Here is a 16,739-nt window from a genome sequence, read left to right as displayed (position 1 = left end):
GTTCAAATGCATGGTGAGCATTAACCTATGTTAAAACTGACAATAAATTTTGGTGTTTATGACAATTTCGTAGAAGTTAGTAGGGCACTATTACGAGGAAAACAAGATCCCGTGGGCTGATCACTTCGTACCAACAAATAAAAAGGAGCTGAAATGGAATTGCAAAAATTTATTGAGACAAATGGCACCCTGATCCAAATTGAAAAAGGGGAGCAGGTCTTTGCTCAAGGTGAACTGTGTGATTATGTATACCTTGTTAAAACAGGTTTATTAAAAGCGTTCTACTTGACCGAGAATGGTAAAGAAACCATAAAGTCATTTGTTCAATCTGGCACAATCATTGGCAGCTTGAACGCCGCGCATTGCCACGTCCCAAGTACATTCAGTTTGCAAGCAATCGAAGCGTGTAAACTTATCCAAGTTCCATTTAAAGCGTTACTTACTTTGAGTAAAGAATCAATTTCGATTTCCCAAGAGCTCATCCAAATACTCTTGTCTTTATCACTTAAAAAAGAGCGCAGGGAATTCGAGTTACTCACTTTATCTGCAACGCAACGGTATGAAAATTTATGTAGCGCCGAACCTGAGCTTGTAAAAAACCTAACTCAGAATGATATAGCCAAGTACTTAGGGATAACACCTGTGGCATTGAGTAGAATTAAGAATAAGTAGCTTACTAGCTAGCTCTTGCTTCTCATTTCCATTTTTAACCTTAATTTGCTTATTAATATTAAAATATATGGATGTACTTCTATTAATTAAAATGTAAATGTCACTAACTATTCTCTTTATTAGCTTATGGTTGTCGAACTATTTTGAGCTAAAAGTTGACAGCTAACTTCGTATTTTTGAATGTTTTTTCAGGATTTAAAATTTGGTAAGGACATTGCTAGCTTTTATTAACTGTTGCGTGTGCGTGTAATCATTAGCTATAACTTAATTTCGATTAAGCTTTAATTAGCTTGTGTGGTAATGGGGATGTCATAAAATCTCACTATTATTCTTGCCATCGAATATGGAAAATTAAATTTTAGCTTGAGAAATACTTCAGTTGTTGTGTATGATCTTATCGCATTAAGCTCAAAGGTTAATTTCTTAACTCGATGGGCGAATGGCACCATTATAAGAAAAAAATAACTACTACCTAATAATTAAAGGAATAGAATTAATGTTTAAAAAAGTAATTACCGGTTTAATATTTGCTTTAGCTCTGCCAACTTTCCAAGCATCAGCCGCACAAAAAGATGACTACTCGACAAAAATTACACGTGTCTACATTAACTCATCTGATGAGCTGCTAATGAGAATTGACTCTAGCGATGAGTGGATGTTAATTGGTAAAGTGGGAAATAAGCGAGCTGAAATGATGTATTCTACAGCGCTTGCTGCTAAGTTATCGAATGCAGAAGTTTGGGTAAGGTACTGGGATCACACTGGCAGCAAATACAGTGACGTAAGAATTATTTCTATCCAAGGTTAAATTAAAGTAGCTGTTTGAATTTAATAATTGCTGCTTAAATACTCTACATTTCGTGATGTATAATGAGCGGGAAGGTGCAAGTAGACTTGCCTTTAAACCTTACTTTAAACTGAAAGCACGGTTTTGATACCGTGCTTTTTTATTGTCTGAACCGACTGGTCCATAGGGTAAGAAAAAATAGAATCTATTTCATTAGACCTAAAAATTTTTAGTTTAAATTAGCTTTATGCACATTGATTATTTATACAGTTTTCATTCACCAAGGCTGCGGTAATTACCTAGCTTGTTTGACATGTCTAGACGACAGCATTTGGTAGGATTGAACTTTGAAAGGCTCAAAGTTAAAACTGAGTTCTTGTATAAAGACGATGATCAGTTCACATAGAGATTGACGGTTGTCACAACTTTGATGCCGAACATATCAAAAGATGAGAAACCCAAAAAACAGCAATAAACATTCGTTCAAAGCTGGGGTCAGAGCGTATGGGGGAGTTACAGCTGCTCATGGGAAAACAATTGATTCTGAAGAAGCAGATTTAATTTTAATGAGGTCTGACTCTTTACTAAACAAACTAGGCTTTTTGAGCGCGGTTTAAACATCCCGAAAAAGTGTCTGTCCTTTACTCTCATCTATCCATATATGCCATAGTGAAACTCCTATCAGATTTGGGCGTCCTGAGTCGCTTGGTAGACCACTATTAACCAAAGCGTACCGTATGTTTATGAACGAGCAACCGTTGTTTTCAATTTTCCTGTTATATTCTGGCTTTGTTGGTGTCCCAAGCAGGATTTAGACAATATGTTGGTACGTAATAATCATAGGTTTTTCTTTCAGTTCTTGGGTAAAAATGGAATGGGAGCGTAAAAGTGCCTTTGCAATTTTACGGGTAATTTTATCTTGGCAACTAAACCGGTTAAAAATGAACTTCAGCTCTGTGTGACGCAATTGGAGGATATTTTCGATCAAGAGTACGCGCCTATCAGCGCTGGTTTAGAATATCAATGGCGCACTTCCTTTTAGAACATGGGGTAATAAAGTGTAATGGTGTTTGTCTTACTCCTAGCTAATAATCCTAGATGTATAGTAACTCGAGGGTAGTTATACACATTTACTCATGAGTATAACCGCATTACAAAATAAGGATAAGTGGACATGAAAAAGAAGTCGCATGATAATGAATTTACTTTCAATCTTGAGGGGCTTTCCAGCATTTCTTTCGTAGTTAAAGAGCATAAAGTCACCGAAGGGCAACCATATGACGGTGTTACTTGTGACGGTAGAACTATCACTGTAAAAGCCGGACGCCACAATTCAAGTGAGGTAGCTGTTTGGTTTAACGAAAGAATTAACATTGGAGGCATTGCTAAAACATACAGCAGCCACTCGCCATCAAGTCTTAACTTTGCTGTAACTGGCACCTTAGTATTCAACATGAAAAATGGTGTCACCTATACGTTTGATGACTTCGTTTTAGGTCAGGGCCATTATTCAGGTAACAATAACTGGTGGATTGGCTCTAAATACATGGTCGGCGTAACATGGACCAATGTAGATCAACAGTATGCAGTCAATTTAGTCTCAGACACTTTGAGCCTCGAAGCCGACATCATTACAGATGATCCAGTAGGTTCAGTCATCGATAGTGCTAAACTCATTGTTGATATTTTAAGTAATCGTCAAGTCGGCTCAGGCTCAATTGCGGCGCGAACAAGTGAATCAACAACTGCTGTCGAGTTATTCTTATTCCAGATGGACAATTCTGACACAGATATCAATATGACAGGTTTCTATAAACGGCCTTAAGTCTTGTCTTAAAAAAAAGCCTGACGTTGAAGTAGTCAATACAAGGCTTTAATTCAGAGTAATATTTACCTTGTAAACAACTCCCAAATAACAGCGGGAACGGAGTATTTTATGGCATCTGTAAGTACAAAGAATTGGATGAGTACCCTGAGTAATAATTTAACATTAGATAAAATATCCATGCCAGGCACACATGATTCGGGTACTCAAAAAGCCCCGCCAGGAGGAGCTAGAACACAAAATTTTGATATTTCTACCCAGCTAAAAGATGGTATTCGTTTTCTCGATATCCGTGTAAAAACAAACGGAAACAAACAAGATCCACTAAATATTTATCATAGTTATTCAGATTGTGACCTTACATTCGGCACTGTCCTCAAAGAATGTAAGAGCTTTCTTTCAGAAAATACAGATGAAACCATCGTCATGTTAATCAATGCGGCAACAAGCGGTGTTAGACATGTACAGGAAAAGTTTAATTTTTATCTACAAGAAGACGCTTTTAAAAATTTATTTTACTTGGAGACTAAGATACCCACATTGCGTGAATCTCGAGGGAAAATCATCTTGTTTAGAAGGTTTTCAGGCAACCTTGGCATAGATTTATCCAAAGGTTGGAAAGATAATGCAACATTTACCCTAATTACACCAGAAGAACAAGTGTTTAGGATTGAGGATCAATATAAAGAGCACAATACGCATAAAAAAATGGCAGCTGTTCAATCTTCAATTAACAGCGCGGCTAATGCACCAGAGAATGGCGAAATGTATATTACTTACAATAGCATCGCATTTGCTTCACATACTCCTTATCAATATGCATGGGGGGGAGGAGCTGGTAAAGTGAGCCCCAAAATGAATCCCGGCCTAACAAAATATCTAAAAGATAAATGCCAAGGCAGCAGGCTGGGCATTATTGTTTTCGATTTTTATAATAATGAAACTGGCAATATTGATAACGAAAATGTAAGACTTATTATCAATACAAATCATAATGTTAGTCTAAGTGGTATGGAAGCCACTTAGGAAATCAACAAAATGAGACAGACACAAATTCACAAGCGCTAGAGGCTTGTGACAAGTCTCATTTTAACTATCATAGGCTTTGAGCAAAGAACCAATTTGTTTTTCTCAAGAACACATCCAAGTACTCTTGTCTTTATCACTGAAAAAAAGGTGCGAAGAATTCGACATTCTCACTTTATTTGATGCAGCCGCGTATTCCCGAAGTCAGGTGCGGATTTATCACAGGCTCCCAGCTAATCTTATCCAGACTTAATATCCAACCGGAAAAAAGTTAAAGCTCACCACTAAGTTAACTATAGTGTTTAAAGAATCGGAGGGTAGGCCAACGCTAAGCAAACTAAAATATCTATGTTAACTGCTCTATCGATTAAAAAGCGGCAAAAGCACGCCCATGAGGCGGCATTAAATTTCACAAAAATGCAGCCTAGTTAACATTTTAGCTTGTTGCGCTCAATTAATAAGTACGTCCAAATGCTGGCTTAAAGCTTGCAGTGTTTATCATCAGACATAAGGAGATAAGTCATGATTTTAAACACTAACCCCAAAAACGTATCAAACTACTCATCACAATATTCATCAGCCAAAACGTCAAACACGGCTAGGCCCTCAACACATGACACTCAAAATGCTCACTCTTCACAGATAAATCATGGTTGGGACACATTCACAAAGAAGGTAGAAGATGAGCCTAAATTTGCAGAAGAAATGGCCGAAGCAATCACATTTATCCCCAATAAGATGATGGTCAACTTAAACGAAGCACCACCTCTTACAGATCCGATTGCATTTAAAAATTGGGCCGATCGCTCAGTTGAATTTGATAAAGTTGCCGCGCAAGTGACAGAGCAGCGAATCGAAATATTTAATAGGATGAAGGGAGAAGGGGCATCAGATGCAGAGATATTTAAAGAAATTATCTCCTTTAACAAGTCTCTTCCAATGGACTATCAAGCTAAATCTGGGATGTTAAGTGTAGACCAATATGCATGAAGATATGGTATTGGGCCTTGTCAAAAGGCCCAAATATTTCATTAATCGTAATTAACGATTACTTGGCTTCTTTGCCCATATGCTGGCGGAGAAATTGCGCTGCCATTACCACGAACGCCGTAGGCGAAAATGAACTTTTTATTTGCGTCTAAACCAGCAAAGTTCGTTAATCTACCTGATTTGTTCGACGTAACATCGACGCACGCTGATGTCGAATTCCAACAAAGATATACAATCATACCGGGCGGAACTTTTGAAAAGCTCCAAGAATAATTCACAACATTTATCTTAGACCCGAAAGGTACAGAGCCCACCACAGGTAAATTTAATGTGTATAACAACCCTGAGTTTCTGATTGTTGGTGCTGTACCACTGCTTACCCAAGCGCCACCACTTATTGTGATTGGGCTTTCCACATTACTAGGTGGTATTTGCTCAGTTGAAACAGAGATTGTCGGGGTGAGAAGTTCTTCTTGTTGTACTTCGGCACTGGAGATGCCAGTCCATAAAAGGACTGAAGAAGCCAAACAGGTCGTAAAGCATTTAGCGGTTTTTTTAAACATTTTCCTTTTCCTATTTTCCGTAAATTCGTTTAATTTTTATCAATCAAAGAAAGCTGTGTCAATATTAATGTATACAATATATTATTTAGAAATTGTTAAAGCATTACATATATAGCGGTCAAAAAGTGATTCCCTAAAATTATAAGCAGAAAAGATTAAATGTTGAGTGCGTGTGTAAATGTGACTGAATGATCTCGATACAGCTTTAAAAGAACCAACGCGTGAATAAAAAGTGTGCTGAAACGTCTTAAACACAAGCCAAAGCTAAGTGTGGCATAGATAAATTAAGATCTAGGCATCAAAAATAAAGAAATGCGTAAGATGCAAAATCAAGTTCTTTGATCATGCTAATAATTTTGATAAAGGGTAAGCTTAATGCTGGTTATTATTTATGTTCAGTAATTTTCTGCAACCCAAATGCGCTATTAAATGCACTTAGAGCGATAACTGTAAGGTATCAAAAATTTAAAACCCCGAATTCAACATGCAAGCGCACCACATATAAAAACGAGATAGAAATAGGCACCTCTTAGCTTCTAGCGCATCATGCAATACAGCATTATGGGACAGACACAAATCATTTCTGGTCAGTGGTTAAGTTCAGGTCAACCCATTGGGACTTCGGGCGATACAGGCAACGCCAAAGGAAAACCCGCTCATGTGCATTATTCTATCTTGTCACTTGTCCCGCTACCTTGGCTTGTAACACTTGAAACCCAAGGCTGGAAAAAGATGTTTTATTTAGATCCAAGTAAGGCTTTGGTGGAGTGAGTTATTTTACTTTGCTAAAGGGCGTTATTTGATCTGTGGCAACTTTACTCAATGGGCTTGTTACTCCTTGCGCGCCTTGTTGGATAACATGAGTATAAATTTGTGTTGTTCTAACATCTGTATGTCCAAGTTGAGCTTGCACAGTTCGGATATCCGCACCATTTTGGAGTAGGTGAGTGGCAAAAGAATGCCTAAGAGTGTGTGGAGTGACAGGTTTTGTGATCTTTCCCCTTGTTGCTGACGTTTTTACCGCTCTTTGAATTTGCCGTGGGTCCAAATGGTGACGGCGAAGTTGTTTGTTTGCGCTTTTATATTTATCTCTGAGTTTGTGTGGCAACCAGACTCCAGCATATTGCTTGTTTTGAATATCTCTTTGTAAATACGCACTGACGACTTTGATTTGTTGATAAAGTGGCTCTATGAGGTGAGCGGCAAGTGTAACCACTCGGTTTTTTCCTCCTTTACTCTGCCATATGCGAATACAATGGTAATCAAAATCAATATCTTGTACTCGTAACCTCAGTACTTCCATCAGCCTTAAACCACTGCCATAAAGCAAAGATACTGCCAGTAAATGTTGATGAGGGCAGTGTGTTAGCAGTGCTGCGATTTCCCGTTCAGTCAATACAATGGGTAGCTTTTGTTGGCGGTGGCTTTTATTAAACTTGAGCGATAGGCTCAATGGTTGTTTGATGATCTCTTTATACATATACACTAGTGCATTGAGCGCCTGAGCTTGTGTATTTGCAGCCACGTTTTGTTGGTTGGCTAGGTGACTTAAAAACTGTTCTACCGCTTCCTCATCAAGTGTTTTTGGGTGCAATAAATTATGAAATCGAATAAAGGCAGTTATCCAATAGAGATAACATGAAATAGTACTTTTGGCATATCTTTGCGTATACATATGTTCCTGAATCATGGATAAAAATGGTGATTTCATATGCAGTTCCATTTTAAATTATTTATATGTATATATATACAGTGCTTGGTATTTGTCAAATATCACTGTTATACGACAAGTGACATATATTAACCATTTCTAGTTTGGTGACATTTGCTTAACTTATTGTTATGGTTGAGGGTATTAAAGTGCGTATTTGAAAAGCTGTTGTTATGCGGCAGACATTACGCTGTTGTTATGCGACATTTGTCGTAGATAAAAATGTTAAATTTCTCTGTCACTCAGCATTTGTTGTTTAACTTATGCATAGTAAGTAATTTTTAAAAACAAAAAATATAAATCGGTTGTTAATAGCTTTAATGAAGGGATACTCGATGTTAAGTGGCAATAGCCTTAAAGAAAGATATATTGAATCTGCTGGTGCTGTAGCGTTTGTAGCTGTTGTGGATAAAGAAACGGAAGACAATGGCATTGGCACCGCATTTCATATTGGCGGTGGATTATTTGTAACAGCAAAACACGTAGTGGAAGGAAAAGTCATTGAGTCTGTAGCTACAACAAAGCGTGCTGTGGAAAAAATTAATAGAGGTGTGCACTCAAACCAAACTGCGGATTATGTAAGCCCGCGTAAATTGCATGTCATCGATGGACCACATTTTTCTCAAGAAGACGGCGTGGATGTCGCAGTATTCAAAGTAGATATTGGCAATCAAAAACTCCCAAGTCTTCGACTTGATTCGCTGACATCCCATGATATAGATGACAATTCATATCTTCTTGGTGATGCACTTATTATTGGTTATCCTCCAATTCCTTTTTCTACAATGCCAATCCAAGTTGCTTCATTAGCGAAGGTCAATGCGGTTGTTGATGTATGGCATTCTAAACATCCCCATTATATAGTTTCCGCAATGGCTAGGGGTGGTTTTAGTGGTGGTCCTGTTATAACTGAATACGGACAAGTAATGGGTATTGTTACTGAAAGCTTGGTGCAAAATGGAAATCCAACAGAAAATGGATATATGAGTGTATTATGCGCAGAAGCAGTTATTAAAGAAATACAAAAGCATTACGAATTTGATTTGGATGCCCATGGTATATGGTGGGAATCTGATGTGCTTTACGAAATAAAACTTAGAAACCCTAAGTTACGTGTGAATGAACTTAATGCACGAAGCTCTGATGTTGTTATACATGTTTATGATGATGACAGGGACGTATATGGGCAGATTGAATGCGAAGATATTGATTTATTAACTAAAGCTATATCAGCATTTGATACTGTAAGTCCAGTATCGAAAATAGACGAGTTTTCAAGTAATACATTATACGCATTCTCTCCTTCAGGCTCAGCAGAAACACTCAAAGCGGCAGCGTTATCAGCAAAAGACATTTTCATAAATGAAGGTTATGTTGAAGTTTCAAGTAAAGAGAGTTATTGGCAGTTAACTAATCATGAATAGTTATAACGAAATTTAACAAGCAATTTAAACGGAACTAAAACAGTTGGCTATTGTTCGTTCCTCACAAATTTTAGCCAACAATTTTAGTCCGCTTAATGAGGGCGTTATGTATGCTTCGGACATTGAGTATGATGAAAAAAATGGTGATAACAATCATATCATTCTCTTTGATAGCATTAGTTATATTAGCTGTGCCATCATGTAACCTCTGGAACAAATCATTAGGGGTTGGTAAAAACCTTAGTAGAGGTCAGGTTCACAGTATTTTAGGCACTCCCAATCAAAAGTGGGCTAAAGCCTCTAATATGGATATCTGGATTACAGAATTTCTCCTTGGTGGGGTACGTATAGATATTTCATACAGCGGTAAAAACTGCAATTGGGATAATCGTTCAATATCGTCTAACTCATGTAGTGTACAAGGTGTTTATCGGACTTATTATTCTATTTGGGGTAACAGTTGGTTTTTGTCCTACAAAAAGCATACATAACAAACAGTTAAAAAGCGGACAAAATTCAGTTGGCTGGTTTCGCTCCGCTTCATATTATAGCCAACCAAATTTTGCCTTTTAACTGAGGCGTTATATATACAAAATCACTATTGGAGTTAAACCTAAATGGATGCAGAAACTTTATCTTCATATGAATTGTTATCAGACTTATGCAAGCAAGGAATTATTGGTTGGCCAATAGACTTTGAGCTATCTGCTTTATCAGAAGTTGCTGCAGATGAAGAGTTGTCTTCTTGGGGACTTATCGCTAATTGGAAAACAGAGAATGATAAATTCATTAAATTTGGCCAAGATGGCTCAGGTTCTTCATACTTACTATGGCAATATGCCGAGGATTTTCCACCAGCAGTTGTCTTTTTAGGCTCTGAGGGAGAAACATATAATGTTGCTCCAACATTAAGCTTTTACATGCGATATTTAGCTTCAGGTTGTGATTTTGGCTACGGAGAATGGTTTGAACCTGAGCCAGAGTTAGACCCTGATGCAATAGACAGAAACCTACTCTCTTCAAAAATATCAGCTGTGTTACCTCAAATTACTGAGCATGCGAATGAACTTAATCAAAAATCATTAATGGTCATTCCTTCGTTTGAAAGTTGGGTAAAAAGTAAAACGTGATTATCAGCGTTTGTATATATAACAAGGTGCTCAAACGGACACAAAAGTTTGGCTTGTGCTCGTTCCTCGCTAATTTTAGCCAAACTTTTTTAGCCGCTTAGCACGGCGTTAGTTGCGAGTATTAGGATGACTCCAGACCTAGAAAAAAGATGGAAGGCCGGTGACAAACCATTCGATGGAGAAATACTCACATCTGCTACAGACAGTAGTATGGAAACGCTATTAAAAGTAATGAAATACTTCATGGATATGGTTGTTGATCCGTCAGAGAAGATATTTCTATATGATGACTGGCACGAGCATGATGGATTTATTACCAACAGTAAAATATTGTCTGTCGATGTTTTGAAGTCAAAAATTAACAGTAGTGAGGCCTTGAAAGCTAGTACGCATGGAGATTACGAAGTTCGTACAGCGGTATATTCTGAAAGTAATAACTGGCTTATGCGTTGGTGTATTGATTTAGAAGATGATGCGTATTGTGACTTCGAATTTTGTATTTCCAAGTCGGCAAATTGTAAACCATTAGAACTTATGCACTCAATAAACCGAGATGAGCTAAATAGAACTAACGCAAAAGACTACTTTGATCGTGCTTACGGCGGGTAGCAACTAACAAAGCTATTCACCGGAACAGCAGTCCTTCGTTGCAATTTATGCACTACGCTGCCGCTCCGTTAACATAAATTACAACTACAGCCAGCTGTCCAGTGATAGCGGCGTTATATGCCAAAAGGATTCGGATGTTAACTTTAGAAAAAGATGAAAAAGCCGAGCAGGTGTTCATCCATGCCTCACCAGAAAAGCTTCGTTGGTTAGCATCTCGATTAGAGGCTATTGCAGCGCAAGCCGAAAAGTCAGGAAACAGCATTATGGGACAGACACAAATCAATTGTTTACATTGTGCTATTTAACACTGTTTAAATATCTAGGTTTTAAGTGGTGGTGAAGAGGGGTGACAAGAGCACGAAAGGCACTAATAGATTTGTCTTCAATGCCTTATATCATTCATTGGCACGGAGCGTACGATGTGCCTTTTTATGCGCAGAGGGTGAGTACATAGGCAAAAGCTTTGACCACAGACGAACGTGGCTGGTAGAGCGTATAAGCAGTGTATTTACGATATAAGTTGCAGTGTACGCCATCATGAGCACTGTCGGACAGACACAAATTCATTTTACCTATCAAATCGTGCCTATTTCATGTCAACTGTGTCCCATTAAACAAGCCCTACACGCTATGGGCACACAACAATCTTAATTAAAGATAAAAAATATCCATAATGCGGCTTGATATCTATTACAATTAAAGATAAATTTTGTCCATAAATGACAAGGGCAGATTTTAGCGATATGAAAATAGGAAAAGGCGTTGAATGGGCAGCGCATAGTTGTGCGCTGTTAGCTTTATTGCCTGCAAATGCAGCATTAGCTTTGGAAGCACTTGCAGATTTTATTGGGGTGCCTTCGCCTTATTTGGCGAAACAGATGCAGTTATTGAGTAAAGCAGGAATAGTAAAGGCAAAACGAGGTGTAGCCGGTGGGTATAAATTGGCGCGACTACCTGAAACTATTTCTTTGTGGGATATAACAGGGGCAATCGACGGTACAACTCCTAGTTTTCGCTGTACAGAAATAAGGCAAAAGGGTTCATGTGGCGCTTCTTCTGACGAAGTGCTTACAGCCTGTAAAATTGCAGCCTCTTTTAAACATGCTGAAGATAAATTTAGGCAAGAGCTAAATAATGTCAAGCTTCCAGAATTAGTCGCTGGGATCGCACAAGATGTCAGTGATCAACGAAAATCTCGAATTAAAACATGGATCGAGCAAAATGCCGCATTTTCTACTTGAGGTTAAGTAAAAATCTAGCCTTTAAATATATACAAATAAATCACCTGAAAAAATAGGAACATTTTAATGTTTGCCGACTACCGTTTACCTCATCATATCTCAATTAATATCTGCGCTCGCTTTCTTTTCACATCGTTATTTTTGCTGTCCGGCATTACTCACTTTACTAATGTACCTTATTATTTGAGCTTAATGCCCGAAGTAATACCATATAAAGTAGCCTTAATTTGGGCTTCTGGCATTGTGGAGTTGGCTGGTGCATTAATGATTTTATTTAACTGGAAACCTAAACTTGGTGGGTGGTTGCTGGTGCTTTTTTTACTTCCGGTAACAGTTGTTGTGCACGGATATGAGATGCTGTATGCAGAACATGAAACTATCCGCGCATTGCAACAGGCGCATTTCCTCAAAGGCTTTTCACTAATTGGTGCGGCTTTGTTAGTTACTCAGGTTGGAGTATCTCAAAAAGAGCAAAATAAATAGACTTGTTTGTAATCGCAATGAAACAGACACAAATTCATTGCTTAAACTAGGCTCTTTGACTACTGTTTAAATATCCAGTTTTAAATTGAGCTGAAGGGAATGACAAGGGCAAGGAAGGGGTTAATAGATTTGTCGTCGACGTCTTATTACCACTTAATAGCACGGTGTGTACGCCGTGCTTTTTTGTGCGGAGAGGATAAGTACACAGGTAAAAACTTTGACCATAGACGGACATGGATAGTAGATAGAATAAAACTGTTAAGTGGTGTTTATACCATTGAAATAGCTGCGTATGCCATCATGAGTAATCACTATCATTTGGTTGTAAAAGTGAATAGGCAGCAAGCTCTAGGTTGGACAGAGGCAGAGGTGATAACGAGGTGGTACAAGCTATACAAAGGTAGTCCACTCATTGATAGATACCGACACGGTGAAACATTGAACGAGGCTGAGGAATTACTTAAATCTGAGCTGATTGAAAAGTGGCGCGCCAGACTGTACGACATTAGTTGGTTTATGAAAAACCTCAATGAATACATAGCAAAGAGAGCAAACAAGGAAGATAACTGCACGGGTAAGTACTGGGAAGGGCGATATAAATCACAGGCTTTATTAGATGAAGCAGCACTGCTAAGTTGTATGGCATATGTGGATTTAAATCCAATCCGAGCGAATATGGCAAATAAGCTAGAGGATAGCGATTTTACATCGATTCAAGAGCGAATAAAGCAACTCAAAAGTTCCAAAACAAACGTCAATCAGTTAAATAAAAATGAGACGAAACGTAAAACCAAACAACCCGTATCATTAATACCGTTTGGCAAAAGAGATCAAGAACATACATTACCGATCTCACTATTGGGTTACCTTGAACTTGTTGAATGGACGGGCCGCCATGTGTGCTCCGAAAAGAGAGGTTACATACAAAAAGGCATGCCCTGTATTCTTGCATCACTGAGAATTGAAGAAGCGACTTGGTTGGATAAGGTAAAAAACTATGGAACGCGCTATGGTAATTTTGTAGGTTCTCAAACCGTATTGAGAGTGCATGCGGCAAAAAATGACGTTAATTGGTATAAGGGGGTTGGGTAGTTAGTTTAAGTCTCTCTTTCTCCACTCTAAGCCTTCATCTGTTTAGTAAGATGAAAATATTCCTAATGGAACTTTATTTCTAGCATTAAAAGCACTTGATAGTTTTTCCTAGTACTGGCGGTAACACATAGGAATATATAGCTGTAATACGATTGGCTTTCAAAAATGCAAAATAATGTGCCTGTCCACTTTATTCCTTTTTTCAAATGTGTCTGTCCAACTTATTACAACTTATCTAATACAAAGTTTATCCGTTTTTTATTAAAGACCAACATGTCAGATGAGGAAAAGAATTAGAATGTGCATTTTTTAATCGGTTAAACCCAAAAAATTCAATTGGAAATAAAATTTTTTATAAAAAAACTATTTAGACTCATTCAATAGTCTTTTGAGGTTTAAATATTAAATGCTGCATAATTTTTTAGTGTAAATTGAGAAAAACTAATAGTTGACAGAGCTGGAATAATTATAATTTCAGCAATGAATCGCCCCTGTTTAAGGTTTTATGCAATTTTTTAATGAATAAACCGATTGCCAAAGTGGCATAGTGAAGGAAATTGTCGTGTTTATTCTACAAAAGTATAACAAACCAGTCCTTTGTATATTTTTGGGTTTTTAATCTGTTATTTTGAATAAAAATTCACGCCTGCTTTTGCGGCTTTCAGCGACTTTTTTGTTTTTTTAATTAATGAGTTGCAAGCTTTGATTTCCCTCGTTTTTTTGATGTTATTTTTCGTATTTTTTCTTGCTAAGATGCCCCCGTTTTTTACTTACAGAATTAGGAAGGACTTAGGATGAAGTTAAAAAATACATTCATATCTCTATGTACTGTTGCAAGTTTGGTTGCTTGTAATAGTGTCTCTTCAGACTCAAAACCACTTTCTGCAGGAAGTCTTTCAACTGAACGAGCTGAAACTGAATCAACTGTGGTATTTATTCATGGTGCACATTTACGAGGCTCAGCTTGGCAACCTGTTGCAACTGAATTAAAAAATGCTCAAATCGTACCACATATCTTAGACTTGCCTGGCCGTGACAATAAGGTCGCACCAAAAACCATAACCTTAAGCCATGCAGCTGAGGCATTGTGTAAGCGCACAAATGGCTTACCACAACCGCAGGTTTGGGTTATGCATAGTCAAGGTGGAGCCGTTGCTCATGAAGCACTCGCCTCATGCAATCGAGCTGAAGTGAGTCACTTAATTTATGTCAGTGCAGTTGCCCCATTCGAAGGTGCTAAACCTTTTGCGTTATTAAATAAAGATGATGAAAGCAACTATTTTAAAGGCGTGACTTACGAAGATGGTTGGATGAAAATCACTAATCAATCGGAGTACGTTGCTTCATTTACCAACACCAAATCAAAATCTTTACAAGCAAAGGTTTGGACACAATCTGTTGATGAACCAGCCGTGACGGGCGAAGGTAAAGTGCATCTAAATAAAGACAAGCTAGGTACCATTCCGAAAGTGTATGTGTTTGCAAAAGAGGACAAGATCATTTCGTATGCGACACAGCAAAAAATTGCTCAGTCTATTGGTGCGACAAAAACCTATAGCATTGAGTCTGGCCACTTACCTATGATCACACAGCCAGTAGCTTTAGCTGATGCAATAAAATCTGCTTTAAGACATTAATTTTCATAGAAATTTTATCTATCGTTAAAAGGACTTTTTAATGAAGAACAATACTCTTGCCCATAGTGGCAAGCCAATGACGCTATTAAATAGTGTCAGGGCACTTACTGCCAACAGTTTAAAGGGTGCACCATCTGTAACCATTATAGGGGCTGGCATTGCAGGTTTAACTAGTGCATACGAATTAGTTAGACTCGGTGCAAAAGTGACTATTCTAGAAGCAGATCCTGGTCATATTGGAGGCCGCGTAAGAACTTTGCGCGAGTCTGACACTCTATATGCCGAGTTGGGTGCCATGCGTATTCCAACGCACCATCAAGTTACGCGCAAGTATATTGCTGAAATGGGCTTAAATTTGCGTCCGTTTGTGCAAGATAATGTGCGCACTCATGCCATGATCCGTGGGAAAAAAGTAGCGCGCAGTCCAGAAGGCTTTGAACTTTTAAAAAGTGCTTTTGAACTAACGGCTAAAGAGCGTAGCATGAGCGCAGATAATATGTGGGACCTTGCGGTCACTGAGGTGTTGAATTCATTATCTGATAATGAAAAACAGGCCCTATATGAAAAAAAGTTAACTACTAAAAAACTCAAAGAGCTTGATGCAATGTCACTTAAAGATGCGTTTAAGCAGGCTGGGTTAAGCTCAGAAGCACTCGAATATGTATCTTCTATTTATGGTGTTTCAACTTTGCTGCATACCGCTTTTTCAGAGCATTTAAGAGAGCAACTTGAGCGTGTGTGGTTCGAAGGTTTTGACGAAGTAGTGGGTGGCACTGATCTATTGGCAAAACACCTACACCAACGTATTGCGGGTCAAGTGGACTTTTTGGCCGGAGCTAAAGCGGTAGAAGTTAAAAACCTGACAGACAAGGTGTCTATTTGTTATCAGTTGAGAGATAGAAGCAAACACACTATAGAGTCTGATTACGCAATTTGTACCCTCCCATTTGGTGTGTTGGGTAAAATCGACTTTCACAACAGCATAAACCCTAAAAAAGCACGCGCATTTGCACAGGTGCACTATGACTCTGCAACTAAGGTGTTGATCAGGACCAAAAACCGCTTTTGGGAGCTTAAAGAAAAGATATATGGTGGCAGTACCATATATGATGCAGGCCTTGGTCATACTTGGTACCCAGCCGACAATGCGGTAGCAAAAGATAAAGCCATATCGAATGCCGCGAGCTATCTATTAGCCTCCTATACTTGGGGCCAACACGCACGACGTGTTGATACCCTTAACAACTTTGAACTCAAAGAGCTACTTTTTACGGAACTTAAGAAAGTGCATCCCTATATTGAACGGGATGACATTTTAAGTGTATTGCGCTGGAGCTGGAGCAACCATACTCATTCAGCAGGTGCTTACGCGTTTTTCAACCCAAGGGACCATCAAGACTACTACGCGCTAATGAGCGAGCCCGAGCATCGCCTATGTTTTGCCGGGGAGCATTGCTCTGTATATCACTCTTGGATCCAAGGCGCATTGGTTTCAGCGCTTGAAGCCGTTCAATACATTCACAAACAAGCTTAAAATTTTAAAATTTGA

17 protein-coding genes are annotated in these 16,739 nt (G+C 38.4%); 15 read left to right on the top strand and 2 right to left on the bottom strand.

Annotated features, from left to right (window positions below; all coding sequences use genetic code 11):
* Positions 1–153: 153 nt before the first annotated feature.
* The 5 genes from J8M00_RS19595 to J8M00_RS19575 all read left to right on the top strand — a co-directional run bounded on the left by J8M00_RS19595 (position 154) and on the right by J8M00_RS19575 (position 5,300).
* A complete protein-coding gene (locus J8M00_RS19595) occupies positions 154–672 on the top strand; it encodes a Crp/Fnr family transcriptional regulator (RefSeq protein ID WP_211012189.1) in 519 nt (172 codons plus the stop codon).
* 496 nt (positions 673–1,168) lie between these two features.
* A complete protein-coding gene (locus J8M00_RS19590) occupies positions 1,169–1,480 on the top strand; it encodes a hypothetical protein (RefSeq protein WP_211012188.1) in 312 nt (103 codons plus the stop codon).
* Positions 1,481–2,633: 1,153 nt separating this feature from the next.
* Positions 2,634–3,284, top strand: coding sequence for a hypothetical protein (locus J8M00_RS19585; protein WP_211012187.1), 651 nt, complete (start codon positions 2,634–2,636; stop codon positions 3,282–3,284).
* Between the two features lie 111 nt (positions 3,285–3,395).
* Positions 3,396–4,310 (top strand): phosphatidylinositol-specific phospholipase C, encoded by a 915-nt coding sequence (locus tag J8M00_RS19580; protein WP_211012186.1) that lies wholly within the window; start codon positions 3,396–3,398, stop codon positions 4,308–4,310.
* A gap of 522 nt (positions 4,311–4,832) precedes the next feature.
* A complete protein-coding gene (locus tag J8M00_RS19575; protein ID WP_211012185.1) occupies positions 4,833–5,300 on the top strand; it encodes a hypothetical protein in 468 nt (155 codons plus the stop codon).
* A 41-nt stretch (positions 5,301–5,341) separates the two neighbouring features.
* Here the strand turns inward: J8M00_RS19575 and J8M00_RS19570 are convergent, their stop codons facing one another.
* Positions 5,342–5,863 carry a flagellar protein FlhE gene (locus J8M00_RS19570; protein WP_211012184.1) on the bottom strand — a complete coding sequence of 174 codons (522 nt, stop codon included), beginning with the start codon at positions 5,861–5,863 and terminating at the stop codon, positions 5,342–5,344.
* A gap of 561 nt (positions 5,864–6,424) precedes the next feature.
* On the opposite strand from J8M00_RS19570, the gene J8M00_RS19565 reads away from it, so the two are divergent.
* On the top strand, positions 6,425–6,634 hold the full coding sequence (locus J8M00_RS19565; protein ID WP_282099833.1) for a hypothetical protein: 210 nt from the start codon (positions 6,425–6,427) through the stop codon (positions 6,632–6,634).
* Between the two features lies 1 nt (position 6,635).
* Here the strand turns inward: J8M00_RS19565 and J8M00_RS19560 are convergent, their stop codons facing one another.
* On the bottom strand, positions 6,636–7,574 hold the full coding sequence (locus tag J8M00_RS19560) for an integron integrase (RefSeq protein WP_211012183.1): 939 nt from the start codon (positions 7,572–7,574) through the stop codon (positions 6,636–6,638).
* A 335-nt stretch (positions 7,575–7,909) separates the two neighbouring features.
* On the opposite strand from J8M00_RS19560, the gene J8M00_RS19555 reads away from it, so the two are divergent.
* From J8M00_RS19555 to J8M00_RS19515, 9 genes are all read left to right on the top strand, one after another.
* Positions 7,910–8,998 (top strand): S1 family peptidase, encoded by a 1,089-nt coding sequence (locus J8M00_RS19555; protein WP_211012182.1) that lies wholly within the window; start codon positions 7,910–7,912, stop codon positions 8,996–8,998.
* 617 nt (positions 8,999–9,615) lie between these two features.
* Positions 9,616–10,128: a hypothetical protein gene (locus tag J8M00_RS19550; RefSeq protein ID WP_211012181.1), complete on the top strand. Its 513-nt coding sequence runs from the start codon at positions 9,616–9,618 to the stop codon at positions 10,126–10,128.
* A gap of 126 nt (positions 10,129–10,254) precedes the next feature.
* Positions 10,255–10,737, top strand: a complete 483-nt coding sequence (locus J8M00_RS19545) for a hypothetical protein (protein ID WP_211012180.1) — start codon at positions 10,255–10,257, stop codon at positions 10,735–10,737.
* Positions 10,738–10,871: 134 nt separating this feature from the next.
* On the top strand, positions 10,872–11,042 hold the full coding sequence (locus J8M00_RS19540) for a hypothetical protein (protein ID WP_211012179.1): 171 nt from the start codon (positions 10,872–10,874) through the stop codon (positions 11,040–11,042).
* A gap of 438 nt (positions 11,043–11,480) precedes the next feature.
* On the top strand, positions 11,481–11,978 hold the full coding sequence (locus J8M00_RS19535) for an RrF2 family transcriptional regulator (RefSeq protein ID WP_211012178.1): 498 nt from the start codon (positions 11,481–11,483) through the stop codon (positions 11,976–11,978).
* A 66-nt stretch (positions 11,979–12,044) separates the two neighbouring features.
* Entirely contained in the window at positions 12,045–12,461 is a 417-nt protein-coding gene (locus J8M00_RS19530) for a DoxX family membrane protein (protein WP_211012177.1), read from the top strand.
* 99 nt (positions 12,462–12,560) lie between these two features.
* Positions 12,561–13,553 carry a transposase gene (locus J8M00_RS19525; protein ID WP_211012176.1) on the top strand — a complete coding sequence of 331 codons (993 nt, stop codon included), beginning with the start codon at positions 12,561–12,563 and terminating at the stop codon, positions 13,551–13,553.
* A 794-nt stretch (positions 13,554–14,347) separates the two neighbouring features.
* Entirely contained in the window at positions 14,348–15,190 is an 843-nt protein-coding gene (locus tag J8M00_RS19520; protein ID WP_211012175.1) for an alpha/beta hydrolase, read from the top strand.
* Positions 15,191–15,230: 40 nt separating this feature from the next.
* Positions 15,231–16,724 carry a flavin monoamine oxidase family protein gene (locus J8M00_RS19515; protein ID WP_211012174.1) on the top strand — a complete coding sequence of 498 codons (1,494 nt, stop codon included), beginning with the start codon at positions 15,231–15,233 and terminating at the stop codon, positions 16,722–16,724.
* Positions 16,725–16,739 lie beyond the last annotated feature (15 nt).

Origin of the sequence: Pseudoalteromonas luteoviolacea, assembly GCF_018100925.1 — a bacterium.
Classification (GTDB): domain Bacteria; phylum Pseudomonadota; class Gammaproteobacteria; order Enterobacterales; family Alteromonadaceae; genus Pseudoalteromonas; species Pseudoalteromonas obscura.
Note: the sequence above shows the minus strand (reverse complement) of the source record. Positions and strands in the feature narration are given on the sequence as shown.